This is a genomic window from Phocaeicola coprocola DSM 17136 (genome assembly GCF_000154845.1).
Classification (GTDB): domain Bacteria; phylum Bacteroidota; class Bacteroidia; order Bacteroidales; family Bacteroidaceae; genus Phocaeicola; species Phocaeicola coprocola.
Map to the genome: position 1 here is coordinate 146,696 of NZ_DS981505.1, position 17,703 is coordinate 164,398.

Annotated in this window: 12 protein-coding genes, 1 tRNA gene and 1 pseudogene; 5 read left to right on the forward strand and 9 right to left on the reverse strand. The window is 40.0% G+C overall.

Annotated elements, in window-relative coordinates; genetic code table 11:
• Positions 1-454 precede the first annotated feature (454 nt).
• A pseudogene (locus tag BACCOP_RS16165) lies at positions 455-1,383 on the forward strand (DNA recombination protein RmuC).
• Between the two features lie 86 nt (positions 1,384-1,469).
• Here BACCOP_RS16165 and BACCOP_RS16170 read toward each other — a convergent pair.
• From BACCOP_RS16170 to BACCOP_RS21465, 4 genes are all read right to left on the reverse strand, one after another.
• A complete protein-coding gene (locus BACCOP_RS16170) occupies positions 1,470-1,619 on the reverse strand; it encodes a hypothetical protein (RefSeq protein ID WP_218958483.1) in 150 nt (49 codons plus the stop codon).
• Positions 1,620-1,902: 283 nt separating this feature from the next.
• Positions 1,903-4,752: a hypothetical protein gene (locus tag BACCOP_RS16175; protein WP_040312184.1), complete on the reverse strand. Its 2,850-nt coding sequence runs from the start codon at positions 4,750-4,752 to the stop codon at positions 1,903-1,905.
• A 25-nt stretch (positions 4,753-4,777) separates the two neighbouring features.
• The gene (locus BACCOP_RS16180) at positions 4,778-5,623 is read right to left on the reverse strand and encodes a hypothetical protein (RefSeq protein ID WP_007571051.1); all 846 of its coding nucleotides are present in this window, start codon (positions 5,621-5,623) and stop codon (positions 4,778-4,780) included.
• 382 nt (positions 5,624-6,005) lie between these two features.
• Positions 6,006-6,272, reverse strand: coding sequence for a DUF4113 domain-containing protein (locus BACCOP_RS21465; RefSeq protein WP_317618152.1), 267 nt, complete (start codon positions 6,270-6,272; stop codon positions 6,006-6,008).
• A 128-nt stretch (positions 6,273-6,400) separates the two neighbouring features.
• Here BACCOP_RS21465 and BACCOP_RS21630 point away from each other — a divergent pair, with 128 nt between their 5' ends.
• Positions 6,401-6,601 carry a hypothetical protein gene (locus tag BACCOP_RS21630; RefSeq protein WP_185150239.1) on the forward strand — a complete coding sequence of 67 codons (201 nt, stop codon included), beginning with the start codon at positions 6,401-6,403 and terminating at the stop codon, positions 6,599-6,601.
• Positions 6,602-6,639: 38 nt separating this feature from the next.
• Here the strand turns inward: BACCOP_RS21630 and BACCOP_RS16190 are convergent, their stop codons facing one another.
• From BACCOP_RS16190 to BACCOP_RS16205, 4 genes are all read right to left on the reverse strand, one after another.
• A complete protein-coding gene (locus BACCOP_RS16190; RefSeq protein WP_007571054.1) occupies positions 6,640-7,863 on the reverse strand; it encodes a hypothetical protein in 1,224 nt (407 codons plus the stop codon).
• A 45-nt stretch (positions 7,864-7,908) separates the two neighbouring features.
• Complete coding sequence (locus BACCOP_RS16195; protein WP_007571055.1) at positions 7,909-10,596, reverse strand: TonB-dependent receptor; 2,688 nt, start codon at positions 10,594-10,596, stop codon at positions 7,909-7,911.
• Between the two features lie 434 nt (positions 10,597-11,030).
• Positions 11,031-12,392 carry a histidine--tRNA ligase gene (hisS, locus tag BACCOP_RS16200; protein WP_007571056.1) on the reverse strand — a complete coding sequence of 454 codons (1,362 nt, stop codon included), beginning with the start codon at positions 12,390-12,392 and terminating at the stop codon, positions 11,031-11,033.
• A 172-nt stretch (positions 12,393-12,564) separates the two neighbouring features.
• The gene (locus BACCOP_RS16205) at positions 12,565-13,239 is read right to left on the reverse strand and encodes a zinc metallopeptidase (protein ID WP_007571057.1); all 675 of its coding nucleotides are present in this window, start codon (positions 13,237-13,239) and stop codon (positions 12,565-12,567) included.
• A 286-nt stretch (positions 13,240-13,525) separates the two neighbouring features.
• Between BACCOP_RS16205 and BACCOP_RS16210 the strand changes: the two genes are divergently transcribed.
• Positions 13,526-13,601, forward strand: a tRNA-Lys gene (locus BACCOP_RS16210).
• Between the two features lie 320 nt (positions 13,602-13,921).
• Here BACCOP_RS16210 and araJ read toward each other — a convergent pair.
• Positions 13,922-15,064, reverse strand: a complete 1,143-nt coding sequence (araJ, locus tag BACCOP_RS16215; protein ID WP_007571060.1) for an MFS transporter AraJ — start codon at positions 15,062-15,064, stop codon at positions 13,922-13,924.
• A gap of 356 nt (positions 15,065-15,420) precedes the next feature.
• Between araJ and BACCOP_RS16220 the strand changes: the two genes are divergently transcribed.
• Positions 15,421-16,389, forward strand: a complete 969-nt coding sequence (locus tag BACCOP_RS16220; RefSeq protein WP_007571062.1) for a hypothetical protein — start codon at positions 15,421-15,423, stop codon at positions 16,387-16,389.
• Between the two features lie 2 nt (positions 16,390-16,391).
• Positions 16,392-17,234 (forward strand): hypothetical protein, encoded by an 843-nt coding sequence (locus tag BACCOP_RS16225; RefSeq protein WP_148315588.1) that lies wholly within the window; start codon positions 16,392-16,394, stop codon positions 17,232-17,234.
• Positions 17,235-17,703 lie beyond the last annotated feature (469 nt).

Sequence of the window (17,703 nt, forward strand, 5' to 3'; positions counted from 1 at the left end):
ACATCTACAGAAAATGGAAATACTTTACCTTATCATTACGCTCCTTATCGGAGGACTTATCGGATATTTCATAGCTTCACGCCAGTTAAATTCATTAAAGACTCAGCTATATTTACAAACAAAGCATCATGAAGACTTGCTGGAAGCAGAAAAAAAGCAACATGCAACCGAAACAGAAAGATACAGAGAAGAGAATCTGCGCATACAAAATCAGGCAGAAAATAACATAAAACTGGTCGTAGAAGCAAACCGGCAGGTAGCTGCCCTACAGGCGGAAAAGCGTGCACTCGAAGAAAAACTCGACCATCAAAAACAAGAAATCGTAAATCTGCATAAACAGTTCAACCTGGAATTTGAAAACATCGCCAACAAAATATTCCAACAGAAGGCAGAATCATTCAATAAACTAAGTGCCGAAAGCCTCAGCAACTTATTAAATCCTTTCAGAGAAAATCTGAACGAATTCAAGCATCAGGTAGCCGAGGTGTACGACAAAGAATCGAAGCAGCGTTTTTCACTGGAAGACAAGATTAAGGAACTGGTACAACTGAACAAGCAGATAAGTGACGAAGCCAATAACTTGACCCGTGCGCTGAAAGGTGATTCCAAGACACAAGGAAACTGGGGAGAAATGATTCTGGAATCGATTCTCGAAAACTCCGGACTGCGGGAAGGAGAAGAGTATTTCCGTCAGGAATTTTTAAAAGATGAACATGGAGAACCTTTACGTAACGAAAACGGCCAACGCCTGCAACCAGATGTTCTGGTAAAGTATCCCGACAACCGTCAGGTAATCATCGACTCAAAGGTTTCACTCACAGCCTATGCCAATTATGTAAACAGCTCTGAACGTAGTGAACAGGAGCAATACCTGAGAGCTCATTTATCTTCCGTAAAAGCTCATATCGACGAACTAAGTCAGAAAGACTACTCCCGATATAATATCTCCTCGCTCGATTTCGTAATGATGTTCATTCCTAACGAGCCAGCCTATGTACTGGCCCTGCAAACAGATCCGAATCTCTGGAACTATGCCTACAAGAAAAAGGTCGTGCTGATGAGTCCTACCAACCTGATCGCGGCACTCAGGCTGGCACTCGATCTGTGGAAACGAGAATATCAGGAAAAAACACCCAGGAAATAGTAAAAAGGGGTACTGCCTTATACGAAAAACTGGTAAGCTTTACCGAAACATTCGAACGTATAGGTGAAACATTAAAGACTGCCTCAGCAGCTTACGATACTGCACTCGGACAATTATCGGCAGGAAAAGGCAATGTGATCCGTCAGGCAGAAATGCTGAAAGAACTGGGAATTACCCCTAAAAAGAAACTATCTTCACGCCTGATCAGTCAGGATGAAGACAAGGACGAAAGCGAATAACCGGCAAAAATAATCCGAAACCGGTCATCAGCAACCGGTTCCGGATAAAAAGCAGAAGTTCGTATGCCTCTTGGCAAGACTTGATATTATAGTGTCCAACCAGAAGTCCAGTCGTCACCGCTCTTCACCGCACCTTTATAGTCGGTTTTAGTAAAGAAGCTGTCTGCAGACAAATCTTTTCCTCCGTCAAGAGTACCTACATATTTGCCTGTCCATGAGAATTCCTGATTTGTCATGTCACCATTACAACAAATCATTATAATATCATCCAAATTGGTAGCACACAGATAATAACACTCGCGTTATCTTTTTCACGCTATTTCATTGCCAATTCATTGTCAGCTATCTCTGAATACCGTTTCTCTGAGAAGAAGCCCGCCATTGATGTATATTTTGTCAATGGCGGGTATTATAATTCTATTTCAAACTCACGTAATATGTGAAGGATTACTTAAAGACTACCTTATCCAGACGAAAACAGAAACCCTCTCACAAACTTTTTCGAAAGCTTTCCACTTTTTAGATAACCTTACCTATTATATTTGTAACCAGTACTCCATTTCTGGAGCCTGCGTTTGTCCGTTTGGTTCCATTTACTACTAATTTATATTCTCCTGCAGGTAGGTTGATTTTTACACAAATCTGTCCGAATGTAATGTTCTGTTTTATTTCTTCCGGAATATCCGGGTCATTCTCAATACCTTCACAACCATAATCCTTGTAATACAAAACATTCCATCCAATGGGTTCCCCTATCATAATATGCAACTCGGTGAGAGGGATTTCAGAATATGTCGTATGTATAATAAGCTGCATTTCTTTTTGTAGTGTGATTTTATAATACACATGACGCGCTTCTGGTTCATTTGGATAGACCAGATTTCCGCTTTCATCTGTATAAATGAATGTTTCATAAAATGCTCCAACAGCTGTGTTGATTGTGTCCGAAATAGTGAAATCTTTATCATGTGTACCTAAATTATAGGAGAAGTAAGGATCTCGTCCCCGGAACATACCTTTTCCTACTATTTCCAGTTCATCTTCTGCCACAGAAGCAATATCTATAGTAAAATAGAATCTGCCTCCCAGCATATCATTAATGCAGATTCCCTCTTCTGTTTCAGAAGTTGACATTGGCTCCTTATTTGAGTTATAAAGAACAATGGGCAGAAAAGAGGATTTACTTTTGGCATTCAACATAAAATTGACATTCTTTTCCATGTGGAACTGGTAATACAGTTTTTGTATACCCAATTCTTTGTGTGCTTGTACATCACTGAAAATCTGGCTAAAATGGAATTCATGTTCTTTAAAAGTTCCCAAATCAAAAGCTGTATCAAAAGATTTTCCGGTGATAGGTAATCCTATGACATTAAAATTAAGGGATCCGTTGTATAGTCCTCCGTTCGATTTCTTGATCCCATTCAATACAAAGCGGTATTCACCAGCGGGGAAAAGCCGTTTTACATAAGTCTGTCCAGCCGAAAGGGAGTTCAATAGCATGGATTTCAATTCCTCCGATACTTCCGGATCGGCTTGTATTTCTTCCATACGATAATTTCCTCCAGTTTCGTGATACAGCACTTTCCAGTCATAAGGTTCTCCTTGCATGATGTGAAATTCTGTGCTAACCTTCGAATCGGCTGTATGGATTATCAGCTTCATGGGCTTTTCCAATGTAAGAATGTAGTAAGTATTATGTGTTCCGGCTACCGAACCTACAGATTCTCCTTGCTCATTCTTATAGTAGAAATTGGCATCATACGTTTCTGTGCTTCTACAGTCGCTGAAATTAAAACCGTTTTCATTCGGTTTTATTACATAAGGATGAGTTGGGCTACTGCCGCCAATAAAGCCACTGAATAGAATTTCAAGCTTGTCGGAATGATTACGTACTACATCCAATGCCATCATGTATTCTCCTGATGGCATATTATCTATGGTCATGTAGGTATCCGATGCTTCGTGCGTATATAATGGTATTTCAAGGTCTTCATCCTTTCTGTCGAATATGCGGAATCCTAAATATTTTTCTTCTGTGCAGAATGGGCGTATATACTTAATCGTAGCTTTACGCTCCAATGTAAAAGAAAAGAACATTTGGAAAGTTTGCAGATTCCCTACATATTTCACCATATCATATGTTCTGACACATGAAAATTCATGCTCCTTGGCCGAAAATAAATCAATGGCTTTGGCAGGTTCCAAGCCGGGCAATGTATCATACGCGATGGTATGCAGATTCGATACTTCTCCGCAGTCGTTCGATACCTTCAGGCGCAGTTTGATTTCTCCTCGTTGGGTTCCGGGGATGGTGGTTTCTACTTTAAACTTCTTATCCGTTTCTGTAACGGTAACGTATTCTGCATCTTCGCTCTCTATGGCATAGGATATGCCTCCTTTGTAATGGAAGAACTCATTGCTTGCGTCTATGATAACCGGGGTTCGTTCTGTCATTACGTGGGATGTTTCAAGGCTGGTATTGATAGTTGGTTTTCCCGACCAGACTTCATTCGAGTTTAATGGAATACTTGCTTGTTCATATTGAATAGTAACATTCACATTTAAATAACCTTGTTCTGTTGCTTGAAATACAGCAGTACCTGTTCCTTGCCCACTGTAAAGTTTCGCATGTTGTACAGCTTTCCATACAATCTTTTCTCCACCTTGTAAGCCATTGATAGTATATGTTACATAGCTACCAATGCAGGTCGAAGATTTGTTGGCTGTTAATGTATAGGGATTCTTTACTTCTACATTCAGGCATCCTTTGCCTACAGTAGCTTTTATCATGTTTTTGTTTAAATATTGGACTTTGACAGATAAATTGATGAGTCCTTGTCCTAATTCTATGGCTTGCAAGGTTTGATAAAGATGGTTGCGATTAACTCCTGGGGTTCCAATTTTTTTAAAAAGTTGATTGGGTATATCCCATATTTGCTCAATTTGATATTGTTTTTCATCGCTATAGTCTTTTCCCAATAAGGTTTCACAAGATATATTCATACCTAATTTAATTTCCGGGGGAATTGTTTGTAAGGTCAAGGTAGGGGTTGTGACAGCAAACAACTTAGTTACATAATTGAGTATTGTACCTTTTATTCCATTAATAGAAATTTGGGCGTCTTTACATTCTTCAACCCAAAAAATTTTAAATTTAAAAGATTTAGTCCCTTTTCTATAAGATACTTGGTAAAAGTTAGAAGGTAGTTTTTTATCTATGGTAGCAGAAAAGAATCCTGCTTCTCCTTTTACTTCATCCCAAATATTACAATTAAAAATTGTATCTTGTGTTAGTTCTTGTTCGAAATCAACGGTATACTCTTCTTCTGTTCCGGTTTTGGGATTAAAATTACCTGTTATTTTCATAGTCGTATAAATTATGATTAAACAATCAGTTTGTAAATTCATTTACATCCAACAAAAAGATATTCTGTTCGTCTCTGTGTACAATTACGGATTTATTCATCCATCGGTCGATTTGTCGTTCTTCATCTATGTATCTCACTTGGAATGTAGCTTCACTGGCATAATCTCTGCACATCGCTGTAGGAAATGGGAATCTGTTTAGTAGGGTAAAGGGAAGGATGCACTCTTGTTTCTCTGGGGTAAGGAAGAACTGTTTGTCCATCTCGTTCATGTGTATTTCAAATCTGCCTTGTGAAAGATTATAGGCAAAGAAGCGGATGTGGCCATTGTATTTGTAGCAGACAAATCTTTGTTCTGTGGCAGTATTGAAAACTCTATCCATGTCTACGTAAATGTCGTATGGATAACTTTTTCGTGGTTGAATATCTTCCTGGAATCCGTTACGCGCAATAGTAGTATCACAGTAGATAAAGGTGTTACTGAGTGGGCAGTTTTGCAGTTTACCGTCATCATATATTGTAAACAGGTCTCCATAGTTTCCTTGTTCATCTTGTGTGCATAATGTTTTTCCGTTAGGTACTACTGTCAGTTTAAACCAATATTCTTGATTTGCATCTCGGCGTACTACTGCCTTGCTTAAGTCGTCAAATAATCCATAAGAGTATGTATGAAGATTATCCAGCCGTACAGATATTCCGTAGAGTGTGTTTCTGTCTGTCAGAACTTCTTCTCCATAATCATTTGTCAACTCTCCGCTGATATCGGTAAATGAGGTCTCTACAAAGTTTGGCCTACTACGTGGGTTATCGTCGTCCCTGCATGCTGCAAGCATGAAAGGTACAAATAATAAAATGAGTACTTTCAGTTTCATAATTTAATAGTATTAGATTTGGTCGTAATGTAGATAAATATTTTAAGATGGAAAAATCGGATGCTAGGTTTAACGCAGAAAGAATTTTCTTATATCTGCCTAAAAACACATGACTGTCTGTCAAAATGTCGCTGAAAAGACTGGTATGCTTACATTTAAACGGTCCCTTTTATTAGTTAGTAACTGGTATTTTACTGACATAAAGAACATTAACAAAACATAAAGATTGAGAACATCTGCAAAAAAGGTATTTTACATGCTATATAGCATGTATTATAACTTGTCTGAAGTAGGAACGAAATAGATAAGGAGAAATTATGAAACAAGTTTTGAAGGCTGACAGTACTTGTATTATAGTCCTACCTTTTAAAAGGAAAAGAGGTTATTTTGCCTCCTTTTCTCTTTTATCACCATTACAATAAATCATTATAATATCATCCAGATTGGTGGTGTACTGCTTGCTGATGTGTTCGCATTTGAGATGCCACGACTTGTCCGTAGTGCCCTGGACAGCTACCTTAATGGTATTGTGGCCGTTCTTGCGGTTGATGGCATCTATGGCAGCGGCCAGACGTGACTGCTTCTCACGGTCTATGGTATCAAAAAGGTTGGTCTGGACGGCAGAGTCAGGAACTATGTTCCAGACAATGACACCGGCTTTTTATATAAATATCCCCCCTCTTTACGGAAATCCATACGGAGTGCCCGGACTGCGGTGCTTACAAGCTCCTGGAGGTCGTTGGTCGGTACCTGCAAGTGGATGGTGCGGTTGATGCAGTGCTACGGAAGATCCAGACGGAAACGACTGGTATAGGCAAAGACTGTTATTTCCGTGCAACAGCTATGCTGCATACGGAGCTTGCGCACACATTCGGAAGAAAAGTTGGCGACAGCTTCCTCGAGGCTGGAGAGTTCGGACAAGCCGGAGTCAGGGGGAAATTAATCCGAAACCGGTCATCAGCAACCGGTTCCGGATAAAAAGCAGAAGTTCGTATGCCTCTTGGCAAGACTTGATATTATAGTGTCCAACCAGAAGTCCAGTCGTCACCGCTCTTTACAGCACCTTTATAGTCGGTTTTAGTAAAGAAGCTGTCTGCAGACAAATCTTTTCCTCCGTCAAGAGTACCTACATATTTGCCTGTCCATGAGAATTCCTGATTTGTCAGATTGCCAGTAGCCTGAGCAAAGTCTGCATTTGTATAGATTCCCTGCTTAGATGACAATTCACCACTGATAGCAACATACTCCAGTTTTGAAGTACCATCTTTTAAAGCATTCTCTGTTTCATTTGTTTCTACAGTCAGCGGTTTGCCTTTGCCTGTTATGATTGTATTGTAAAGTTCTACCTGAGTTCCGGCACGCAAGCGTACTCCCTGAGCATCTCCACCGTTTCCAATCAAAGTAGCATTGGCAATTGTCGGATGTGCAACCGGAGTTGCCGCATTGTTAGTACCATTATTGTCACATTCCATCAGGCAGTCGCAAGCATATCCCAGTGAAGATTCACCTTCCTGATAAGCAACCAGGAACTGTGCTTTCCCGTTCCATCCTTCAGTCCAGTCGAAAGAGTCGTCACTACAGCTTGTCACAACCATATATTTTACATTGACAGAACCTCCAAAGAATTCAAATCCATCGTCCGATCCCTGATAAGCCTGCAAATGTTCTACAGTAGTTCCATTACCAACACCATAGAAAGAAACTCCGTTTGCTTCATGTTCTTCATCAAAAGCATATCCGGTATATTCCAAACGGATATATTTCAATGTACCAGAGTTGTCAGCATCATTGTTTCCTCCATAAGGTGCATTACCTATTTCTGATTTTCCCGATCCATTATTTGTATGAGCATAACCGCAGATATGCAAACCTCCCCAAGCTCCTGCTTCTTTCTTTTCAGAAGTCATAACAATAGGCTGTGCAGCTGTACCCTGCGCATCAATCTTAGCACCCTGTTCGATAAGAATATAATCTACTGTTTCATCGTGCTGTGCTACGATAGTAACTCCCGGCTTGATAGTAAGAGTTGCTCCCGATTTAACATGAACACCTCCGCTAAGTGTATAGGTTTTTCCAGTTTCCAACGTTACATTTTCGGTAATGTCACTGTTAAGAACATAGGTATCTTCTCCTCCATCACCCGGATTATTGACAGGATCTTCATCACTGCTGCAAGAGGTTGCAAAAAGAGATACGCCAGCTATCAATGCCATTGTTGCAAACTTCCAATTCTTTTTCATACTCAAAATGTTTTGTTTAAGTTAGTTGTTTAGAATTTATTTTGATTATAAGTTATATGTCACACCGATTTCAAAACTGCTTCCACGTTTGAAGCGCTCAACTTCTACCTTTTCTCCTGTAGAGGGAACTTCCTGTTTGAAGACAACAGGCTGATTAAGCAAGTCGTTTATCTGTAGTTTCAATGAAACTTTTTCATTGAATTTAAAGCTACTTACAAAATTCATAGTATGTACCGGCTGCTGCTTGACATCTCCCAGTCCGGAAATACCGACCGACTGAATACGAGGACCTTGCAGGTTATAGACCAAAGCTGCACTCAACTGTTTCACATCGTCCAGACGCGGAGTATAAGTGATATCAGCATTCACCAGATAAGGAGATGCTCCTTGCAAAGCACGCTGAGTATTGGTATATGCTCCTCCTTCGGGAAGCTTTACGTCAGTATACATAAACGAAGCGTTGGCTCCCAAACGTAAATCACGTATCAGTTCTTTACGGAATTCAACCTCCAGACCGGCAGCCATACCATTATTGGCATTCTGGAACGAATGGATAGTAGCTCCTCCCGACAATTGCTGGATCTGCTCAATAGGGTCTTCCAGATATTTATAATAAGCTGTTGCCGAGAACATATCACCGTTTTCTCCAAAGAACTCATAGCGCAAATCGAGGTTATAGTTATAACCGTTCTTCAAATCTGCATTACCTCGGATCTGTGCCGAACCATACGATTCCTGATAAAGGAAAGGAGCCATTTCGATAAATGAAGGACGTGTCACTGTACGCGAGAATGAAAACCTGAAACTGTTTCTTTTATCCAGCTGATAACGTAAGTTCATGGCAGGAAACAGATCGTTGCTGTTTAAGTCACGGCGCTGCAATTTTCCTCCGTCTTCTGCATAATTCACCCATTGTTTACTGCTTTCATAGCGTATTCCTACATTTACCAATAGAGCTTCTACCGGATAAATATCAGCTAAAATATATCCTGCATAAATTTTATTTCCAGCTGTATAACTATCTTTGGGCTGCTGAGAGCGTGAGATAGAAACAAGTCCACTTTCTATAGCCTCCTGATTCAGGAAACCGGAAGGTGTATAAATATCCTCTTCACCTCCAATCACCGGATTCAACTTATTCAAATTATAATAAAAGCGAGTTGAGCTATAGTCGCGTGTCTTGTCCTTGTAAGTAAATTCAGCCTGCAACTTGTTCTGGTTTCCAAATTTATAGTCACCCGACAGATTTCCTACCCATTCTTTTTCATCAAGTACACCAAAATAACGCATGGTTTCCTGACGGTTCAGCTTAAACAAATTGATTTCACTACCTTCTCTGATAAACATAATCTGCCGGCGGTCGGGTTCATCACTCGAAGTCTTGCTATACGAACCACTCCAGTTCATACTCCATTTGTCACCGAAAAAGTGTTTTCCACCCAACTGATGGTTTTGCAGTGTATAGACATGCGTTACGTTATTGCTACCAATCAAGTTATGATCTTCATAATCATATCCTTCACGAAGCATGTAATTGTCTATAGCATTGCGGGCATAGAAAAAAGTATAATTCAACTGGTCTTGCTTACGGAAACTATATCCCAGACTACCTAATCCGGCAATCTTCAATTCACTGGAATAACTGTCATAACTGAAATCATTCAATGTGGTTCCGGTAGCCTCCAGCGTACGTACACTGGCATCAAGCATCGTTTGCTGTTCATTGCTTACCCCCATTGAAGCCAGCAAGCTAAGAGTATTCCCGTTTATATCAAAATTCTTTCCGAACCCTACGTTTCCACCAAATTCAGGTAAAGACTTACTGCGAGATACATCAAAACTGGTATTGAACAACTGATTTTTTCCGGCATATTCCTCAAAATCCACTAGCGACATATCACGTAACTTATTGTCGAGTGACGGAGTTTTAAACAAAGTTCCATCACGATCCATCTGATAAGTATCTTTTCCTAAAGTATTGAACTTGCCCCCGGTATTAAACGAAAGGCTGAAAAAATCTTCACCAGTCTGCTCTTTTGTACCTATGTCGATATGTGCACCTGAATAATCGGCAAACGAATTGGCCTCATAGACTTTACTTACGGTAATATTCTTCACGGTAGAAGACGGGAACAAGTCAAGCGGTATCAACTTATGGTCAGGATTGGGAGAAGCAATAGGCAACCCGTTCAATGTCGTCGTGCTGTAACGGTCACCCAGTCCGCGTACAATGATTTGTCCAGCCGAAGCAACCGACACACCGGTAATCTTCTTCACGCCTTCTTCTACATTGGAAATTCCCTTTGTACTCATTTCCTTCGCCCCGATATTTTCGATAGCTACACTCGACCTCTGACGCTCCATCATCAACGAACGTTCATTCTCCAGATTCTTCCTGGCTACCACCGTAACCTCATCAAGCTGCTGATTATCGGGAGCAAGTGCTATAACCAACTCATCCTTCTGCCCTTTTTCTACGACAATTTCCTGTGTCTTATACGAAACATACTGTACAATCAGCGTACATGTTTTGCCTTTTATATCTTTAATTTCGAACCGTCCGTCGATATCAGTAATAACTCCTGTCGTGGTTCCACCTACTTGAACAGTTGCTCCGATAAGCGGCTCTTTCGTTGAGTTATCAACAACCACACCTTTTAAAGTAAAAGCCTGGGCACTGACACTTAAAATCATCGCCGAAGCTGTAAGAAACATCTTGTTAGTTTTAATCATCCTTCGCTACTAATTTTTTCTGATGCAAAAATAGAGCGGTGATATTTCGTGCCGATTGCATCCTTTTGATGATTTACTTACAAGCCAATTACGTTTGTATTACTGAAATATCTTACTGGAGGAAAATTCCAATTTATAGTTTAAAATAAGATCTAATCAAGAATATTCATTTACCCTTCAAAATTTATCAGCTTCTTTTAGTAAAAACATGATGATATTTTTTATTTTTTTGTACAAAATAAAAAAAAACATCAGGATAAATTCCGGCAAACAAGCTGATAATTTAATGCACATATAGAAATCACTTTTCCAGATAAATTCAGCCTATGATTTGGTTTGCTTGAATACTCGATCTATATATACAATTCACCCCCTTCACATTGCATTAAGCATGTGAAGGGGGTGAGAAATAACAAATAAAAATTTTCTTTCTATCAGCGTATAGCAGCGATCAATTCTTCGGGAGCCAGCAAGTTCTGTTCGCCAGTAGCCATGTTTTTCAGCATGACCTTGCCTTCGTTCATTTCATTCTCTCCCACTATAGCAACAAACGGAATAGCTTTCGCATTTGCATAACTCATCTGCTTCTTCATTTTCGCACTGTCAGGATAGATTTCGGCACGAATACCGGCCGCACGTACTTTAGCCAATACCGGAAGTACATAGGCCGCTTCCGCCTCTCCAAAGTTGACAAACAAAAGCTGAGTACCGAATGATGCATCTTCCGGATACAAATCAAGCTGATTCAACACATCGTATATACGGTCGGCACCGAAAGAGATACCCACTCCCGACATTCCATCCATACCGAATACACCTGTCAAGTTGTCATATCGTCCACCGCCACTGATACTACCAATCTGCACATCGAGCGCCTTAACTTCGAAAATAGCTCCAGTATAATAGTTCAGTCCACGTGCCAAAGTCAAATCCAGTTCAACTTCCGACTTGATTCCAAGTGTAGAGATTGTTTTCAAAATGAATTCACTTTCTTCTACTCCCTTCAAGCCTGTTTCGCTGGCAGCAAGTACAGATTTCAGTGTTTCAAGCTTCTCTTCGTTCGAACCGCTTAACAAGATTATTGGCTGCAACTTGTCGATAGCTTCCTGCGGAATGCCTTTCGAAGCCAGTTCGGCATTGACATTTTCCAGACCAATCTTATCAAGCTTATCAATAGCTACGGTGATATCGACAATCTTATCAGCTTCACCGATGATTTCTGCAATACCTGTCAGGATCTTACGATTATTAATCTTAATAGACACCCGGATACCGAACTTGCTGAATACTGCGTCAATCATCTGTACCAGCTCTACTTCATTAAGCAACGAATTGCTGCCTACGACATCGGCATCGCACTGATAAAATTCACGATAACGGCCTTTCTGAGGACGGTCGGCACGCCATACGGGCTGTATCTGAAAACGCTTGAAAGGAAAGCTTATTTCATCACGGTGCATCACCACATAACGGGCAAAAGGTACTGTCAAGTCATAGCGCAAACCTTTTTCACAGAACTTACTTGCCAGCTTGGCTGCATTACGGCTTAACAACTCTTCATCAGTAAGTCCTGAAAAATAATCTCCGGAATTCTGTATCTTGAACAACAATTTATCTCCTTCCTCACCATACTTTCCCATCAGGGTAGACAGGTTTTCCATAGAAGGAGTTTCTATCTGCTGAAATCCATACAAATAGAATACTTCGCGAATGGTATTGAATATATAGTTACGTTTCGCCATTTCAACAGGCGAAAAATCTCTTGTTCCTTTTGGTATACCTGGTTTTGTTGCCATAATGAATCAAAGTTTATTTATTTCGTTGCAAAAATACATGAAATATTTGAATTTGAAAGCTGATACAGAAGAAGATATTTCCTGATACAGACAATAAAAAAGCGCAAAAGCATGTCAGCCGTAGTAGGCCTACATACTTCTGCGCCTGCTTTATATTATTAAACTGCTGTTATCAGTCGCGGCGGTTGGTAAATATCATAATGTAATAAACCAAGGTAGCCAGTGAACTCAATGCAGCAACAACATATGTATATGCAGCCGACTTCAACGCATCCTGTGCCTGACGGTGGTTCGACATATTTGTTACCCCTGCACTGCTTAACCATACCAAAGCACGACGGCTGGCGTCTATTTCTACCGGTAACGTAATAAAACTAAATAAGGTAGTCATAGCAAACAGACAGATACCAATCAGCAGCAACTGCGGAAAAGTATTAATCATAAACATACCGGCCAGCAGTACCCACTGTACGATAGAAGAGGAGAACTGAACAACCGGAACTAAAGCCGAACGCATCTGCAAGGGAGCATATGCTCTGGCGTGCTGAACAGCATGTCCACATTCGTGCGCAGCAACTGCCGCAGCAGCCACGCTACATGTATTATAAACTCCTTCACTCAGATTGACAGTTTTGTTTGTCGGATTATAATGGTCTGTCAACATTCCGGGAGTGCTGGTTACTTTCACATCGTAAATACCGTTATCACGCAACATTTTTTCTGCAATCTCCCTACCCGTCATACCGTTGCTCAATGCCATGCGAGAGTATTTATCAAACTTACTCTGCAAATTCGACTGTACTAAATAACTGATGAGTGCAATGCCAATAAATAAAATCCAATACATATAATTATACTTTATGTGTTTCTATTCAATTTAAAATCATACAAATACTTTGCCAAAAGTAAGTAAAAAAACAAGAATCTTACAAACCTTTCCAGGCTTTTGACGATTATTAAGTATGTTCTTAAATATTCTTTTAAAAAAATCCCTCTGACTAACACACAGATAATCAATGGATTAAAAATTAAGCAAAAGATTATTTTCACATTTTCTTCTAAAATATTTGGCAGATTAAAAATAAACACCTACCTTTGCACTCGCAATCAGGAAATGAATGCAACACAGGTTTGATTCGCTAGCTCAGCAGGTAGAGCACAACACTTTTAATGTTGGGGTCCTGGGTTCGAGCCCCAGGCGGATCACCAAAAGGAAACCATCGATAACTAAATTATCGGTGGTTTTTCTTTTTATATATTCCGATGAAAAAACTGCCCGACCATAAAGGATCAACGTAATAATCTGAGGGGTTAATTCAATAAATATTATCTTTGCCTACAAGAATAAAAATAAAATAGGATCAACGTAATAATCTGAGGGATCTGTTGGTTAAGCATAAATTTTAGCTAGTCTGAACAAGCTGAGGGGTGCATTGAATCAACATAAAAAACATCAAATGTATATGATGATCCCTCATAAATTACCGGTAAGAGGAATCATTCATATACCAATTGCCACACATAGTTCCTTAAAACTTATGCTGATATTTTTTATAAAAAATCAGGAAAAGTAGTAATCCTATAAACGCAAATGGAACTCCACATAATGCAGGGTAGCGATATCCTTCGCTGACAGCCAGTCCACCAGCATAAGCACCAACCGCATTACCTAAATTGAAGGCAATCTGTACGCATGCACCTCCTAACATCTCTCCTCCAGGAGCTACACGAATAATCAGTACTTGTTCCGGACTGGAAACGGCAAACAAGCCGGCAGTACACAACGTCATGAGTATAGCTGCACACCATGGATTAGGCGAAAAGAAAAACAGCAGTAACAAAACCACACCAATCATACCCTGAACTACTGTTCCAACCTTTCCGGGCGTATAACGATCTGACATACGCCCACCGACCAGATTACCTACTACCATACCAAAGCCCGCCAGTACCATAAGAGCCGTCATACTACTGGTCTGGAAACCGGATATCTCAGTAAGCATCGGATTGACATAACTGTACCAGCAGAACACGCCTCCGTTACCCAATGCGGTTGCTCCGAGAATCAGCCAGGGCGCAGGCGACTTGAGGAAACGGAACTGCCCCTTAAACCCGTTATCCTTCAAATTTTCTACCTGTGGAACCCAACGATATATATAATATAAGGTAATCAGTCCCCAGAATACCACAAGCAAGAAAGCAACACGCCACGAAATCGTATGACTCAAGGAAGTACCCAAAGGAACACCAAACAAATTGGCAACTGTCATGCCTGCTATCATGATAGACACAGCCTCCGACCCTTTTCCTTCATCTGCCAGCTTACCAGCTACAATGGATGCCACACCGAAATAAGCGCCGTGCGGAAGACCGGATATAAAACGACCAGCCATTAACACCCAATAATTGGGAGCAGCAGAAGCACAGAGATTTCCGATAATCATAAGCAGCACCAAGGCCAGCAATGTTTGCTTCAACGGTCGTTTGCGTGCCAGAATCAGCATCGGAGCACCACAGCAGACACCCAATGCATACGCAGAAATAAGATGACCAGCCACTGGAATACTAATACCCAAATCTTGGGCTACATAAGGTAAAATACCCATCATGGTAAACTCGGCAATACCCAGCCCTAGTGTACCAAAAGCCAAAGCTATCAGACTCTTTTTCATTTTTCTGTCACTATAAAATCATTATTTCAAACCTATATTTTTTTAAGGAGTGCAAAATTACAGTTTTATTTATTCTTCGTAAACGACCTGAATAAAAAATAGAAACAGCCAATATAATTCATAAATTATTCTCTGTATTTCCTTTCAAATGATTCTGCAACAAACACCATAAATAATTTCTTTGAAAGAACATTTTTCGCTAACTTTGTTATTGAAGCAATTTAATCACGAAATATTCTTTACTAATTCAAGAACGAAGTAGTACCGAAAAGAATATTCACGTAAAACCCATAAAAATCAAAAGAAACATCACACAACTAGCTTTAACCTATTTCTAAATTTAATAAGCACACAGTATGAACATGAAATATGCATTAAGCAGTATTCTACTATGTTTCAGTCTATTTTGTCTGCCAAGCTGCAACGACAATGAAACTCCCGCCAACACTCCTGACGGAGAGGAAGTAGAAGAAGTGATCAAAAGTTACGATTGGCAACTGGAAGGTAAGTGGGAATATGCATCGAATAATGGCAATGATTTCTCCCGAACACTTGTTTTCGAGAAAGACGGTAAAGGCTCTTATGACGACGGTACGCTGGAATGGTACTGTTCCAACAATCATTTGTACATTGATTTCGACAACGGCAAATCCATCAAAGATTGTGACTATCTGTTTTATGGGGCAACTCTTCAGTTGAAGAGTCCTCAACTGTCATATATCCTCGATTGTCCTTTTATCGGTTCCTGGCTTGCAACCAACGCACACAACCATTTTACCGGCTCCACCTTCTATTATACTTTTGCCGCTGATGGCAATGCCGAGTGTTTCACCTTCAATACTTCCGGCATTTGGGAAAGTCAAAAATACTCCTGGCTCAGGACTCAAGACGGTATCCAACTGCTATCTAATATGGCTACCAAAAACCTCATCTGTGAGGCGGATGCAGAAAAATTGACGATACAAGGCGACGGAGAATTCAGTCATACCAGTCCGTTCTATGGCAAATGGAAGTCTGTCTATTCACAGGACGGCATCATCGACGAAAAAGATGAGAATTTTTCCACCATCGAACTTTACCAAAGAACCGATGATGATTACTTTGTCTACTATGAGAAAGATAACAAATACGCCAGCTTCCAAGGTCCGATGTCTATCTTGCTTCCCAACAGAGCTTTATTAATAAATCCAGCCGATGGCAGTGATCCTCTGTTCCTCTATTTTCGTTTTTATTATTCAAAAGATTCTGAAAAGGTTTATCTGGAACTAAGCAAAGACAACTCATTTACAGAATATACAAGATATGAATTTGTAACAACATTATGAGTATGAAGAAAGCAATATTACTACCTATGCTGTGCCTCATCGCCTTATGTGGATGTGAAAAGAGCACTGAATTATCCGAAATTACCGGAAATCCTGAAACAGAAACGCCGGAAAACGGAAGCCTGACCTTTCAGTTGAATGCAGATAAGACAACCTGCAACTTACTGGATTTGACTACTTTCTCTATTTCGTTCAATCGTACCGTTTCCATGTGGGACATCTCCAATCAGTTTGATTCAATAGTATGGATAGTAGAAGACAAGGATAAAAATCTTCACTCATTCCGTATCATGGAACAGCAGGAAAAAACCTTTTTATGGAGTCACTGCTTTTATTATCCCGGCGAGTATAAGACATACCTGTCAGGATATAAAGACAAAGAAGAAACTTTCAGAAGTGAAACTATCAATCTGCAAGTTGTTACAAAAGACTTTTTAGGCTGGAAATGGAACGAATTTCCTGATGAGCCAGACCAGAAGAGAACGGGTACCGTAAACCTGTTCAACAGCGACTTTGAATTGACATATTATAACCATCTGTCCGACAATGGTGTCCCTGGGTGGAACCTCTATATATTTAATTCTGCCGGAGAAGACGAGCAGGTATTCTACGAAAAATCATCCGATGTACTTTACCGCTACATAACAGGAATATACGGTGCTCCGTCCATCGACAAAAACTCTCCTGATCTGGCAGAAGCATATACTGCCGATTTTGATTATCATCATGACCATGCGACTCCTCTGGCTATTTGGGAAACCGACCAGACACGCATCGTACAGCTTCGGATTGATGACAGTTGGCCTATAGCTTATATTTATGCAGAACCGCTTTCCAGAAGATGATTTGCCTGAAAACAACAAATGACAATAATCAAACGGAAAAGAAACGATGTCAAGACTTCATTCTAGCATGAATAAACTTGACCTGAAGCTTAAAAGCCAAAGAAAATCTGATTAAAAGTCAGTTGTTCTACCAACCGAACAAAGAATGGTACACCCTTAAAGGCAAAAAAGATTCAAAATAGAGAAATTAGATAAACGTACTTATAACCTATAAGTTACAACAGACAAATCTCCTGCTTTAGTCTTCATTTATTTATATGACTAAAAGCAGGAGATTTTTTACTTTTAAGTTTCAATCTATACGATTGTTACTTAACCGTCCCTTTCAGGCCCTGTAGTTATAAACCATAATTTCCCGGAGGATTATTTTATTCTGACTTATCCTTTCTTTGGGTGTTATAAGTCGCCTGCGTATTAAACACAAAAACATCTTTTCTCAAAATGAGTCTTAATACACTTATAATATTAC

Excerpts from the sequence above, each read along its gene's own strand:
- BACCOP_RS16170 (WP_218958483.1), bottom strand. The coding sequence starts at position 1,619 with ATGACAAATCAGGAATTCTCATGGACAGGCAAATATGTAGGTACTCTT.
- BACCOP_RS16175 (WP_040312184.1), bottom strand. The coding sequence starts at position 4,752 with ATGAAAATAACAGGTAATTTTAATCCCAAAACCGGAACAGAAGAAGAG.
- BACCOP_RS16180 (WP_007571051.1), bottom strand. The coding sequence starts at position 5,623 with ATGAAACTGAAAGTACTCATTTTATTATTTGTACCTTTCATGCTTGCA.
- BACCOP_RS16190 (WP_007571054.1), bottom strand. The coding sequence starts at position 7,863 with ATGAAAAAGAATTGGAAGTTTGCAACAATGGCATTGATAGCTGGCGTA.
- BACCOP_RS16195 (WP_007571055.1), bottom strand. The coding sequence starts at position 10,596 with ATGATTAAAACTAACAAGATGTTTCTTACAGCTTCGGCGATGATTTTA.
- hisS (WP_007571056.1), bottom strand. The coding sequence starts at position 12,392 with ATGGCAACAAAACCAGGTATACCAAAAGGAACAAGAGATTTTTCGCCT.
- BACCOP_RS16205 (WP_007571057.1), bottom strand. The coding sequence starts at position 13,239 with ATGTATTGGATTTTATTTATTGGCATTGCACTCATCAGTTATTTAGTA.
- araJ (WP_007571060.1), bottom strand. The coding sequence starts at position 15,064 with ATGAAAAAGAGTCTGATAGCTTTGGCTTTTGGTACACTAGGGCTGGGT.
- BACCOP_RS16220 (WP_007571062.1), top strand. The coding sequence starts at position 15,421 with ATGAACATGAAATATGCATTAAGCAGTATTCTACTATGTTTCAGTCTA.
- BACCOP_RS16225 (WP_148315588.1), top strand. The coding sequence starts at position 16,392 with ATGAAGAAAGCAATATTACTACCTATGCTGTGCCTCATCGCCTTATGT.